Origin of the sequence: Pelotomaculum isophthalicicum JI (assembly GCF_029478095.1) — a bacterium.
GTDB lineage: Bacteria > Bacillota > Desulfotomaculia > Desulfotomaculales > Pelotomaculaceae > Pelotomaculum_D > Pelotomaculum_D isophthalicicum.
In genome coordinates, this window is record NZ_JAKOAV010000038.1 from 16,439 (window position 1) to 29,081 (window position 12,643).

The 12,643-nt window shown below is 50.7% G+C and carries 10 protein-coding genes and 1 pseudogene; 2 read left to right on the top strand and 9 right to left on the bottom strand.

Annotation, left to right across the window (positions count from 1 at the left end):
• Positions 1–8: 8 nt before the first annotated feature.
• From L7E55_RS15225 to L7E55_RS15265, 9 genes and pseudogenes are all read right to left on the bottom strand, one after another.
• A complete protein-coding gene (locus tag L7E55_RS15225; RefSeq protein WP_277445182.1) occupies positions 9–404 on the bottom strand; it encodes a TniQ family protein in 396 nt (131 codons plus the stop codon).
• Positions 394–1,956: an ATP-binding protein gene (locus L7E55_RS15230; protein ID WP_277445183.1), complete on the bottom strand. Its 1,563-nt coding sequence runs from the start codon at positions 1,954–1,956 to the stop codon at positions 394–396. Before L7E55_RS15230 ends, L7E55_RS15225 begins: the two co-directional genes overlap by 11 nt.
• Complete coding sequence (locus tag L7E55_RS15235; protein ID WP_277445190.1) at positions 1,946–4,078, bottom strand: transposase; 2,133 nt, start codon at positions 4,076–4,078, stop codon at positions 1,946–1,948. The genes L7E55_RS15230 and L7E55_RS15235 overlap by 11 nt, the downstream gene beginning before the upstream one ends.
• Entirely contained in the window at positions 4,075–6,768 is a 2,694-nt protein-coding gene (locus L7E55_RS15240; protein WP_476748272.1) for a TOTE conflict system archaeo-eukaryotic primase domain-containing protein, read from the bottom strand. Before L7E55_RS15240 ends, L7E55_RS15235 begins: the two co-directional genes overlap by 4 nt.
• Positions 6,769–6,822: 54 nt before the next feature.
• Positions 6,823–7,032, bottom strand: a pseudogene (locus L7E55_RS17875) (DUF1653 domain-containing protein); the annotation flags it as partial.
• A gap of 44 nt (positions 7,033–7,076) precedes the next feature.
• Positions 7,077–7,880, bottom strand: coding sequence for a TnsA endonuclease N-terminal domain-containing protein (locus L7E55_RS15250; protein WP_277445184.1), 804 nt, complete (start codon positions 7,878–7,880; stop codon positions 7,077–7,079).
• A gap of 93 nt (positions 7,881–7,973) precedes the next feature.
• Positions 7,974–8,315: a DUF3852 domain-containing protein gene (locus tag L7E55_RS15255; protein WP_277445193.1), complete on the bottom strand. Its 342-nt coding sequence runs from the start codon at positions 8,313–8,315 to the stop codon at positions 7,974–7,976.
• Positions 8,316–8,404: 89 nt separating this feature from the next.
• A complete protein-coding gene (locus L7E55_RS15260; protein ID WP_277445185.1) occupies positions 8,405–10,096 on the bottom strand; it encodes a DUF8193 domain-containing protein in 1,692 nt (563 codons plus the stop codon).
• A 74-nt stretch (positions 10,097–10,170) separates the two neighbouring features.
• Positions 10,171–10,695 (bottom strand): DUF6550 family protein, encoded by a 525-nt coding sequence (locus tag L7E55_RS15265; RefSeq protein WP_277445186.1) that lies wholly within the window; start codon positions 10,693–10,695, stop codon positions 10,171–10,173.
• Positions 10,696–11,190: 495 nt separating this feature from the next.
• Here L7E55_RS15265 and L7E55_RS15270 point away from each other — a divergent pair, with 495 nt between their 5' ends.
• Complete coding sequence (locus L7E55_RS15270) at positions 11,191–11,718, top strand: transposase (RefSeq protein WP_277445187.1); 528 nt, start codon at positions 11,191–11,193, stop codon at positions 11,716–11,718.
• Between the two features lie 521 nt (positions 11,719–12,239).
• Positions 12,240–12,533, top strand: a complete 294-nt coding sequence (locus L7E55_RS15275; RefSeq protein ID WP_277445188.1) for a Mov34/MPN/PAD-1 family protein — start codon at positions 12,240–12,242, stop codon at positions 12,531–12,533.
• The last annotated feature ends 110 nt before the right edge of the window (positions 12,534–12,643 follow it).

The following is a 12,643-nucleotide window of genomic DNA, read 5'->3' on the forward strand; positions in this document are numbered from 1 at the left end:
ATACCCTTTCACCTGAAGCAATTGGTCATAAATTTCCATTGTCGATTCTGAAAACGGCAAAGCTGGTAAGCCATAATTCCGCTTTGTGCTTCACTTTTCAGTAATTCCAGCACTTGAAGTCCGCGCTCTTTGGAAAGAAATGGCTTCAAGAACGGATAAATCGTATTGCGGGTTGCAAAATATTCCGCCGTTAAGCCCGTCTCTGACGGAATCCGCAGGGCTACTTTGCCGAGAGATTGCGGCAGATACAAATTGGCGCTGATCTTTTTGCCCCATATTGTTTTGGCGGTGCTGACAAAGGCCGGATTGCCGCTTCTGTTATGGTATCGGCACAGAACACTGTAAAATATCTCGTCAGGATACGGCGTTGGGAAAAAGCCCAGCGGGGATTCGTCAAAACTCATCCGCTGATTCCGCGACGAATCCTGACTTTTTCAGATTTTCATACGGCGATTCCCCGGCGGCTTTTCTTAAATCATCATCCTGCTCATCAATATCGGTCGGATTCTTTTCTGTTTCCATATTCAGGGCGATTTTGAATGCCTTTTTGACAACGGCGGCAAGAGGTTGGCCTGACACGGATTTTCCGATGGCTTTCTTTACAGCGGAACGGGCAACTTTTGAGGATATATCCATTTCGAGAAGTTTCAGCACCGCCTGTTCTGTGAGCGACAGTATTTCATTTTGCCCCAAAGGAATATCGCCGCCGGCTATCCTTCCGGACTGAGCGGCAAGGTAATCCTCCACATTGACGGGCTTGATGTCCTCATACATCAGCAGTTTTTTCATATTGCCGGAACGGAGCGCGTCGAGCATGGGCTTTACCAACCGCAGCTTTTCCGCCGCGACTTCTTTGATGGTTTGGGCGGTTATCGTTTCCGTCCCGTCGGCAATCGCTTTCATCTGCGCCATCGCGTAGAGCTTTACCGCAATGTCGATAATGCCCTGGCTTTCATCATAGAGTATATCTTTCAACTCGGCAGTCAGTGGGGTTTGATTCCGCGTCCACTGGTTTTTCCACATTGCCCGGAGCATAATCTCCCATGAAAGGTCGTTTTTCATCCTATCCCACAGCAAATCACCCTGTCCGCTGCCGCGCCGCGCCTGCCGGAACTCGCTCTGCAAAACCGACATGGCCTTTGTGGTTCCAATCAGCACGACGGGGACGCCGATCGTGTTGACCAACGTAACGAAGAAATTCAGCATTTTGTCCGAGCCGCCGCTTTTCGCTTGGCTGAGGTGCTGGATTTCATCAATCACAAGCAGCCCAAGACAATGCGTTGTGGCGATTTGCGCCATGCGGGGGAGCGCGGCGTCCACCGTCATGCGGTCAGAGGAAAACTTTTTGGAATAGCTCGTACCCAAAATGCGGTCAACATAGGCGAAGAAGCTCAGGCACAGCCCCTTTAACGAGCCGTCAAACGGGCAGTCGATTTTCGCCCATACCAACTGCGTTAAAAACAGCGGTTCCCCTTTGTACTGCGTGTGCAGGATTTGTTGAGGATAGAGCGATAAAACCTTTTCCATCGCCGTCGTTTTGCCTACGCCGGACATCCCGATAACGGTAAAGCCGGAAGCGGTAGAGTTCATGCTGTAAACAGCGTTCAGGCCGGATTTTTTCCGAATGGCAGCCGCGCCCTGCGCCAGCCTTGCCGCATAATCGGGCGTAATGGGATTTTTTGAGATATAGCCCTGACGTATCGCCCGTGAAATCCTCTGTTCAATGTCGATATGGGTATCAAGAGGTTGGAAATACCGAAACAGTCTGCCGATACAATGGAAGCGGTACTGCGCGTCAAATTCCCGTTCGCCCTCGTTGTATCCGGGGTCAACCGTCAGAAGCTTCGCCGCCTCATAGCTTGAATAAATGGGCGGCAGCGCCTCTATCAATGGATTTCCCTTGTATTCCTCAATGATCTGCGGCAGGTAACAGGCTTTGCCCGGTTCATTTTTCATTCAGCCGTTCCTCCAATTGCTTTTGAATCATGGCGAGCGTGGGAGAGATGGCCGCAGGTTTTTCTTGCGGTTCAGGCTTGGCGGTCTGCGGCACATCGTCATCGCCAAGAGAAAAGGCTTCATCCCTACGGTTGCGCTCTTTTTCGGCGCGCCTGTTTTCACGGATGTTTTTGGTTCTGGCGAGTTTGGATTTCGGGACAGCCGTCTGCCGCGCCATTTCCTCCGCTTCCGCGATAACGCTGTCTATCGCTGCGGACAAGTCCGCTTTGGTCGCCATTTCCTTTGCAGCGTTTTGGCGGCGCAGCAGCTTTTCGGATTCCTGCAAATAGCGGATTTCGTCCAAACACATATCCACGTATTTATCCTGCCACTCGGCCAAAAAGCATCTGTCAAAGGACCCGTCCGGCTCCCGCACATAAATGGCGCTCATATTTCGCGGGTCGAAGGAAACATCAACCTTGTAGCTGCCCTTTGCCCGTGCCGTTTCAAACCAATGCTCCACGGCGGCGCGTTCGCACAGATAATACAAACCTTTGAAGCGAATACCTTTTGCCGTTACGGAAGCCGTTCCCGTCGGCATCAGGCACAGCTTGACGGTTTCCTCCGGGAACGAGCGCAACGCGCCGGAGCAATGGACGATACCCCAATTCCAAAGTTTAATGGGAATCGGTTCCACATTGTCCGCAATCATATCCGCCGTGCGCTCATAGCCATCTAAAAAATGATGGTTGTTGTGTTGGAGTACGCACTGTATCAGGATTTTGGTAAGCTGCTGAATGTCCAGTTTCGCGTCAAGCCGGTAATCTCTGCCGCCGCGCTCCGACATATCCGGCTTGACATGGCCGGGCAGGAACGCCACCGCCCTGGTGTTGACGGTTCGGAAATACTGCTCTACAATGCCTTTCATGTCGGCGCGGTAGGGCGGCGCGTTTTCCACCCGCACGTTCAGGGCGTTTATGAGAGTCTCCACGGATTTGCTCTCCATCTCGCCCCGGTCGCCCAATATCGCGTTTGGAACATGGCGGCACGGCCATTCGCCATCGGTGATCTCAACGCCGTATTCCGCGCAATATTTCACCTTGTCGGAAGCGGCGTTGGCAATCGCCATCATAGCTCCCGCCCACGAGGGGCCTTCCAAGCCCACATACATCCCCGCGACCATGCGGCTGAATGTGTCGATGACAAAGTAGATGACCGGGCGGCCGATGATGTCGGCGCGGTTGAAACGCGAAACCAGATAAATATCGCCTATGGTCGCGTCAATCTGATATTTTGCGCCCGGCCCCATGATTCCGTAATCGGATTTGCCCAAAATCGCCCTGTGGTCAAGGGCATATTTCGCTTCGCCCTTGCGTTTGGAGATTTTCTCTTGCGTATCGTGCTTTTTCCCGTACCAATAACGGAACTGCCCGATTGTGGGAATCTCATTTTCAGGCAGAAGCTCGGCTTTCGCCGTGCCGTCCGGCTGCGTTACGAATTTCGTGTAATGCTCCTTAATCATCAGGTCGTATGCGTCTTTCAGCGTATACCCGTTTCGGTTGTGATAATATTTTTTGATAGCCTGCTCAAATATCCGTTTGGTTTCTTCATCCACGTTCTTGCCGGAGCTTTCGCCGTATTTGCGGGGGCGACCTCGCTTTGAATCGCCGGAATTGCGGTCTTTCCCGCTGCCGCCGCAATTTTGATAGTTGGGAAGAAAAGCGTTTTTGGTTTTCCCGTTCTTCCAAAACAGCTTCAAATAGCGATGGAACGTGGTCATTGTTTTGCCTGTGTTCTGAACCGCTTTTTCGATTATTGCGCCGCGCTCTTTTTTATGAAAGATTGCAGGCTCGGCAAGTACAATATCTTTCATCAATTCCCAGAGGCTATCACGGAAATCCTTTTCTTTGTCGCTCAGATAATCTTCGGACACAACAGGTAAAAACGGATCAGCGTCTTGAAACGTTAATAGCCCTTGGCTAAGTTGGCTTTGCAATTCCGTATAGTCAACCCAATATGGCATGGCTACCGTATCCATGTCAAAAAGGCAAATGCTTTTCGGATTGCCGGAAATCCAAAGTATGCGGATAAGGTGACCACTTTCCGTCGATTTAAGAATGCCGTTTATCAACAAATCTCTCATATGCTCCACAACAGCTCACCCGCAATACCCATATTCTCAATTCGCATAACGCTTTCTTCCGATGTACCGTAGCTGAAAAAATTGATACTGCCGTACCATACGATCCGCTGATCCATAATCGCGAATTTCTGATGGATTCGGTCTTTGGTTTTCACGGTAATACCATGTTGTGTAAGCAGTTCTATACACTCCGCGATTTTTGCCCTATCCTTTTCGACATAGTTTTCAGGCGGTTTTGTAACAACTGTAACCTTCGCGTTGGCGGCAGTCATATAATTCAAGGCGGACAATATCCGCCGCTTTGTCACAAATGGGCTGACAATCAAAATTTCAGTTCGAGCCGCCAAAATATCAGCGGAATAAACCGGGAAAAACGTGTGACTGTCAAAAATTGAGTGAACTTCTTCCAACGGTTGCGGCGTTCCCTTTGCCTTGTATCCGATGGCGGCGTAACCTCTCAGACGCTTTTGATACATCTTCTCCAGCATCGCCACATGGACATCTACATAATCGTAAACTTGAACCTCATTCTTGCCTTCATATAAGCGGTGCAGCCGCCCGGCGTACTGTTGGAGCGTCCCTTTCCACGATATAGGCATAGCAAGAAAAAGCGTATCCAAACGCGGCATATCAAACCCTTCGCCTACATATTTCCCAGTGGCAACAAGAACGAAAGATTCGTCTTCAGCAATATCGGCAACGGTTTGCAAGGTTTCTCGGCTTTTCTTTTGGGTTTCGCCGCCTGTTAAAGCAATCACGTTTTTTATGCGTGGCTTCAACTGAGACGCCAAATATTTCACATGCTCGGTGCGTTCGGTGAGGATAATCGGATTCCGCCCTTGTTCCACGGCGGCGGTAACATCCTGTAGGATTAGGCTGTTGCGAAGCTCACTGTTCTGAATATCATTGTAAATATCGGTAATCGTCCACTTGCTCTCGTCCTGATGAGTCGGTTTTTGAAACCTCGTGAAACGCGGAATCACAAAATGTTCAAACGGACGCACTGTAGCCTGTTCCTTCGCGTCCACGCGATAACGGATTTTTCCGCAGTGCATATAAATAATTGGATGATGACCGTCCTGTCGCGTTGGTGTTGCAGTTAGACCATAGACATATTTGGCGTTTGCGGCTTTCAGTATCTGCTCAAAACTGAACGCCGACACATGATGACATTCGTCCACGATGACCATACCGTAATCTCTCACAAGTTCCTTGACCTCATCCCCGGACACTAAAGACTGCATAACCGCCACATCTATGATACCGCTCGGATTATTCTTGCCTCCGCCGATTCGACCGATTACGGTTTTCTTGCGCTTGCGTCCCTTGGGTGTGAGTTCGATTATCGGTTCTTCATTGATTATCAAGAACTCATTCAGTCGCTCTACCCACTGGGACAATAAATTTGTACGGTGTACCAAAATTAGCGTATTCACTTTGCAATCCGCTATTAAACGCGCTCCGATAACGGTTTTCCCAAACGCCGTGGTAGCGGACAAAATGCCATTGTTATGCATCAAAAGCGCGTCCGCAGCCTGTTGCTGTTCGCCGCGCAGCTCACCTTTAAACTCAACGTCAATCTTGCGCCCTCTATTGGTTTCGTCATTGAATTGTATCCTGACGCCGTTATCTTCCAAAAGTTCACAGACCTCGTCTTCCAAACCGCGCGGCAAGCATAAATATTGCTTGGTTTCGTCGGAGCAGGAAATAATCCTTGGCTTATCGAACGTAGAAAGCCGCATAGCCTGCGCTCTGTAAAACTCAGGATTGCGAAATGCCGCCAAGCGTTTCAACGCGTTAAGCGCGGGGCTTGAAATCCCTGACTTCTCAACGTATAACATATTTGCGCGGACAATTTTTACCGTGTCCGGGAAGTCAAATCTCGTTAGCTTTTGTTCCGGTTTCTTGCTTTCCCACGGCTTTTCCTCCTCGGAATCCCGGCGCAAATCACCAAGCTCGCCTGACGGTGACAGTTGCTTAATAAACGACTCTGTTTCTTCCAGCGTATATTTTTTGACGTTGTACAAATAGTTCCACTGGTCAGCATAGGCATTGAAGTTTTCATCCACAAACGCGCTGTTCCCTTGTTCACGAGGTATCTTTTGAAGCGGAAGTGCGATTAAGTTGCCGAATCCGCCCTTTGGCAATGTGTCTTGATTGGGAATCATTCGGTCATACGTTTTGAATGACAACTCATGATGTTTGCTCATAGCATGGGTAATCAGACTGCTGCCAAATTTCCGCGCTGTGCCTGTTGGAATGTTTTCGGCAAAGAACATCCAAAAGTGAATCCCCTTGCCAGAACGGGAACGCTCCACCGCCATGCGTATGCCTTTTTCAGTGCAAGCCTCGCGAATCGCGGTAACATCGCGCCGCAAATCCTCCGGACTGTAATCTTTGCCATCGAAGTCGAACGCCAAAAATCTGCATGTTTCATCAGGAAACATCGGATACACTCCGGCGGTCAGCTGCCCTTTAAGGTGTTTCTCAACTGCGCCCGCATCGTACTTCACAAAATTCTGATTAGGACATTCCCCGCATTTAATCTTACCGCCGCCAGATTTTGGACAAAGTGGCGACCATTCATTATGGCAGGCGGGAACATATCCGGCAGAGCCTTTTTTAGCGTTTTCCCATCGTTTGGCGTAAACATCATCGCGCCCCACGAACAACGACATAAACAGTTCCACTTTTTCGGCTGGCGCACTGTAATTATGAATACCCGTTGGCGGTTCCTGTACAACCTCGTCAATGTGTGTGAACCGTTTGACATGGCATCCGTTGTGTTCGACAATTTCATTCCACATCGCCGCCGGACGTGCCCAAAGCCCGCCATCGCCATACAATGCCCGGTAAACCACCACTTCCTCCAGCGTTTCACTGTGGGTAGCCGTGCCGATAACTTCGTATTCGTTGCCTTTGAAGTGGACGTATTTACCGGGCTTAATATGCATCTCAAAGCATCTCCAAGCATTCTGAAATGAAGGCTTTAATCTTTTTATGCCGTTACCGTAACCGCAACTTTCTTCGCGTTCAGATTAAGCCGCTCATTCAAATCAATATAAATCTCTTTGTCCAAGACAAGCGACTTAAACAGAAGCAGACCGATTCCTTTTCCCAAATGAAATTTGTCTTCGACGATTTGGGCGATTTCAACAATGGAAAATTCATAAGAATAAAATAATTGCCTTATCAAATCTTTTACGTTGCTGAGCGTATCTGATTCAGCTTGTAATTGTAATGCCTCGCGATCTTGCGCTGAATATATCCACTCAATGTTTTTGGCTTTGCGGTAGGATATTTCATTTTCAGTAACGAGTTTCCAATCTACCCCATTCGCAGCCCAATAACGCCGCTCAATTTCAAGTTTTTCCACCGTCCGCGCATTGGTAAGCTCAGATGAAAGTTTGACAGTTCGTGCTTTTAACCCGTGTGTTGTTGTAATCAGAAAGTCGCAAGTCATAACGTATGGGTATCCGCTTGTTCTGTCTGTAGGATAATTGATTCCGGCCTGAGCGGCTGCGTTCATCGCACACTCCAAATCCAAGAGTGGAAACTGCTCCCGAATATCCAGCACACTATCCGCCCAATCCAAAAGGTAAAAGTAGGCAAGCTCATTGTTGGACATCAAATGGTGAACCCGTCTGGTCGTCCTGCCTTTAACTCGTGAAACAATACCTTTGGAAGCAAAGTCTTGTACCCGTATCCAAGGCGTGTAGCCGGGGCCTTCGCCTTGACCCCGGCCTTCACGCAAATATTTTTCGTATACGCCTTGATTCCAGTTACGTGAATGTTTCGCCATGCAATGCCCCTCCAAAACAAGTCCGACATTTCAAACTTTATTTAATTAAATCATTCTTTATTTTTAATGTCAAACTTTATTTTAAATGAACAACTACATGCCAAGTATCTGCCAGATATATAGCGGAGCAGTTAGGGCAAAGAGCAGGCAAGCGAAGAGAATGGCCGGAGCCTCCCACTCAAACTGCCCGTGTTTGCGGTAGTCGAAGTAAGCCATGCCCAGCTTGGCGAAGAAAAACACGGCCAGAATCAGATCGATGGCGGGGAACACCACCTTGTTGACCACGGTTTTGATCTGATCGGACGCGTCGTTCCAGGTGCCCTCGATGGCTCCCGCCACGTCGCCGCTAGGCGCGGCATGGGCGGCCACGCAGAATATGCTTGTCAGGACAAGGGTGACGCCCAAGAGAAGCAGGAGCTTCTTGTTTTTTTTCATGGTTTCTTCCACCTTTCGTGCTTTATTGCTGAAATAAGATCGCAAAGCTGTTTTGGCCTTGCGATCCGCTTCTTTTTCTGATGACAAGGTCAGGGTTTGACCGGCGCGATATGCCAGTCGCTCCAAAGATTCCCGCTGATGATCACCGAGTCGGTGAGGTTCATGCTGAGCATCCCCTGGGGCGTCCAGCAGTCCATCAGATAAGTGTAAGGGGTATAGCTTCCGTCCGGCAGCCAGATGGGGGTGAAGTGGGTGCGCCGGTTATACGTGCTGTACTGGTTCGGGGCGAACTCAAATTTGGCGCTGTAACCGCTGCCGGTTCTGTCCAGCAGACGCCAGTAGGACTGATATTGGAATTCGGGAAAGTAAGTCACGGCGGTCTGCGCGCCTGTCACCGCCGATGATTGGCTGGTGCTGACTTGGGCGGCGATGGTCTGGTTGATGCCGTATCCGCTTTTCATGGTCTTGCCTGCCGCGGTCGGGACCTTGTCATCCGGCTTGACGCTCATGGACGCCGAAAGGCTTGCCGAGTAGGAATTCCAGTCAAACTCCCACCAGCCATGGTCGCACCAATAGCCCGAGCCATCGCCGGTGGAGTGCCACACCCAATACTCTTGCCACCAGGGACGCCACACGCCCCATGTGGCGGAGGTTTTCTGCGCATTGTTCGGAACGCCCGGTTTGGAATAGGCGTCGTTACGGTCGTCGGCCACGGGATTGGGCGGATCATGGCCCGACAGATCCACAATGTTCGCGGTGATGGTGCCCTGGCTGGCTCTGCCTCTGCCTGTGACGGACACCTTGATAGTCATGGTCTGCGGCGTGGCGGGTGTTGTCCAGCGCACCCACGCAAGCTGGCTGTCGCCTTCGGGATAATAGACGTTGTTCACCGTGTAGGTTTGACCGCCGATGGTAAAGCGCACCGTCACGGGATGGTCGGGATCGGCCTGGCCGCCGCTGACCGTGACTGATGTGATGACCTGAGTGTTGACCCGATAGGTGTAGTCATAGCCGCTCACCTGGGGAGGCTCCGCCTCGCTGAACCGCACGATGCCGAGGCCAAGGGAACTGATGATGTCCGTGTTGGAGGCTGCGCTGGTGCGGGAGCCGGACCAGGCCGGATAGCCGAGATCGGGCGTTTCCAGGAACATCGCCAGCGGCAGGTTCTTGTGTGAAAGGGATACCATTACGCCGCGCAGCCCGCCGTCCAACTGCTGGTCGTAAAGCGCCGCCTCGGTGGCCGTCAGAGCAATCCTTACACCATGGAAGGTCATGTAGGCAACCGGCTCTAACAGTATTTTGTAGTCACCGTTGATGAGGGTATCGTAATTGAAACCGGTAACATCGGCAATCCGCATCAGGGTATATTCCGAGCAGAAATATCTCTTTATGACTTCAATGTTGGCATTGCCGCTGTCGGAGGTGATGATTCTCGGAATCGCTTGCCCCGGATTGACATAGGTGTATTGCTGCGTGCCGGGGGTCAAAGAAAAACCGTTGGTGTAGGATATTTTGCTGACCTTGCCGAAGTGGGCCTGGATGTTGTCGGGGCTTTGGTTGGTAAAATCAACCGGGGTGGTGACCAACGCGTGATCGCCGGCTCTGACCACCGTGACCCGCACCCCCTCGTCGCCGGGGTTCCAGAAGTTTTCGTCGGTGCCGCTGCCCATGCCACCGCCTCCATGGTCAATGTTCCCTTCGCCTTCGGCATAGGCGGTGAGGGGAAGCAGGGCGGTCAGCAGCAGAGTCAGCACTATAAAAATGCTCAGTATTCGTTTCATAAAGACCTCCTTGAACAGCAAAAAACACAGCATTTCTGCTGCGCTCCTTGGAATGTTTGGTCTATTGTCGAGGGCTAATCCATAGTCCCAACCTGTTTGTTGATATCACCGTCACCGTCTACTGTTGTGCCCGAACCGCGTGTTTCGGGCACCCAGCCGAAGCCGGGGAGATAAACCTGGCCGTCTTTTCTCTCGCCACCCTTCGGCTCACCGGTCTGCGTCGTATTCGGTTTTTTTACACTGTCGTGATCTACCGCTTGCACATTATCAACCTTTTCCCCGCTAGGCTTTTGGCTGGGATCGGTCTTTTGGGCTGCGGTGGGTTCCGCCGGTTTGGTCACTTCCGGCTGCAGGTTCTGTACCGGTTGATCGGTCTGCGCGGCCGTGTCATCGGTCGGTTTATTAGCCGGAATGACCACTTCGTCGCCCTCATGGGCGCTTGGGTTGACCTGGCCGGCAGCGGTAGACGGAGTGACCCCGTCGTTCGTTGGCTTTTCCGTTTTAAATTGAAAGGATATCGCTATAACCAGCGCTACACACACAATGCCGAGTCCGGCGATGGAAAGCCGTTTCTTTGTCTTGTCCTGGATATTCTTCATAAAAACCATCCATTCCGCCGCTGACTGCTGGCGGCACAAATAGTGATGAAAAGGATGTGCAGTCAACATCCCAGTAGTACAATGATTTTGAGGAGGAGGCACACTACAAAGCACGTTAGGAGGAGTTGCAGACTGCCTCTTGGCTCAAATCAGTATAAAAACCAGTGTGAGGATCGCCATTCAAGCACAAATAAGTGGCGCCACGAGGCCGTACGCTAATCATTGTTTTAGCCTTTCGTTAATGTGCGGCGATCCAGTCACTGCCTTCTCCTTCACGATTTCATCACAAGGAGGGAGAACCTTGAAAGTCGTTTACCCCATCTGCTGTGGCGTCGATGTACACAAGACTTTTCTCGTCGCCACGCTCATCACTACGCAGGGCATCGTTCCGAGTTACAAAAAGAAGCGCTTTTCCACCTTTAACAAATCCATTCTGGCGTTCAAGCAGTGGCTGATTGACAACAACTGGCCGCCCTCGACCAGACCATCGCCGGTTTGGTTGAACCCTTTGAAAGCGCCATTGCCCTGCTCTGTACCATTCCCGGAGTTGACCGCACCTCCGCCGTTGCGATCATCTCCGAGATTGGTATTGATATGTCCCAGTTCTCATCCGCGAAACGCTTGTGCTGCTGGGCGGGACTAACGCCCGGCAACAACCAATCCGCAGGCAAAAAGAAGTCGGTTCGCATCACGAGGGCCGGTGTTTATCTCAAGCCCGCGCTCGTGCAAGCTGCCCATGCCGCTGTGAAATCGAATTCTTCCGCTTATTACCACATCAAATATGAGCGGATTGCCAAGCGCCGTGGCAAGAAACGAGCCATTATCGCCATTGCCAGGATGATGCTCACCGCCGCTTTTCACATGCTCCAAACCGGTGAGATCTTCAATCCCTCCGACCTTTTTCAGGTCGACATGCCGATAGAGCTTCGCAATAAGCAAAAGGAGAAAGCTTTGAGGCAAGCTGCCAAACTCTTGATTGCCCAAGGCGTCGTAAGCCCCGAGCATATCAAGCTGCCCGCTTAACCATTCTGTGCTCTGCTTCCGTTAGGGCTTGTTTGCTATACTCTTTTTTGCGATTAAGGGCTTTCACCGGTTGCTGCGAATGTTTTCACGCCATAGCCTCCCAGAAAGGTCTGAGTGAAGCAGATGTTGTTTTAATTGCTCAGTTTAAATACGATAAGGACGATCCCAGCCAATTGACAGACCTGGAGGTCCTGGAAATGATCCAGGGAATCCAGACCACACCAAAAGAACGATTATTTGAGTTTCTGTCAAAGTTAAGAACTTCCGCTGGGAAACAGAATTCCGTAGCTTAAATCTATGTAAATACCCCGCTCCAGTATCTTTAGACAGGGCGGGGTTTACATTTCTATAACGAGGAGTTGAAATGATGATTTCTCTGATCACCAAGTGTATCCGTATGTGGCGTTGGAGACGGTTGTGGAACCGCTATTTCAAGGAGGTCAACAATCACACTGATAGTTAATAGTGAAGGGGCCGGATGAACAATATCCCGGTCCCCTTGAACGAAGGGAGTTGTTAAATTGGCTGTTATTTATCCGGATCTCTCCGGCCTTACAGTAAAGGAACTGATGCGACTGGCGCTGAGGGAAAGCGAGCATAGTCCCGTTGTCAAAGAGTTGACCGCCCGGTTTACTACCCCGAGGGAATTGGCCGAAGCTACCTTTAGCGAACTGACAGAGATAAAAGGCCTCGGCCCCGGCAAGGCGTCATCCATTCTAGCAGCCCTTGAACTGGCCAAGCGGTTGTACGCCCCACCATCTAATGATAAGCTAACAATCCGCTGTCCTCAAGATATTGTGTTGCTTCTCACGTAATTTGACGGTGGGATTCTCACCGTCAATGGCGTGAGAGTTGTTTTGCCAATCAGCCAAGCAAGTGAGAAATGTAACGCCACTCACATGGACCGCATATGCCATTCATTGTG

Bases quoted from the DNA above. Each gene is read 5' to 3' on its own strand.
- L7E55_RS15225 (WP_277445182.1), bottom strand. From the start codon at position 404: ATGAGTTTTGACGAATCCCCGCTGGGCTTTTTCCCAACGCCGTATCCT.
- L7E55_RS15230 (WP_277445183.1), bottom strand. From the start codon at position 1,956: ATGAAAAATGAACCGGGCAAAGCCTGTTACCTGCCGCAGATCATTGAG.
- L7E55_RS15235 (WP_277445190.1), bottom strand. From the start codon at position 4,078: ATGAGAGATTTGTTGATAAACGGCATTCTTAAATCGACGGAAAGTGGT.
- L7E55_RS15250 (WP_277445184.1), bottom strand. From the start codon at position 7,880: ATGGCGAAACATTCACGTAACTGGAATCAAGGCGTATACGAAAAATAT.
- L7E55_RS15255 (WP_277445193.1), bottom strand. From the start codon at position 8,315: ATGAAAAAAAACAAGAAGCTCCTGCTTCTCTTGGGCGTCACCCTTGTC.
- L7E55_RS15260 (WP_277445185.1), bottom strand. From the start codon at position 10,096: ATGAAACGAATACTGAGCATTTTTATAGTGCTGACTCTGCTGCTGACC.
- L7E55_RS15265 (WP_277445186.1), bottom strand. From the start codon at position 10,695: ATGAAGAATATCCAGGACAAGACAAAGAAACGGCTTTCCATCGCCGGA.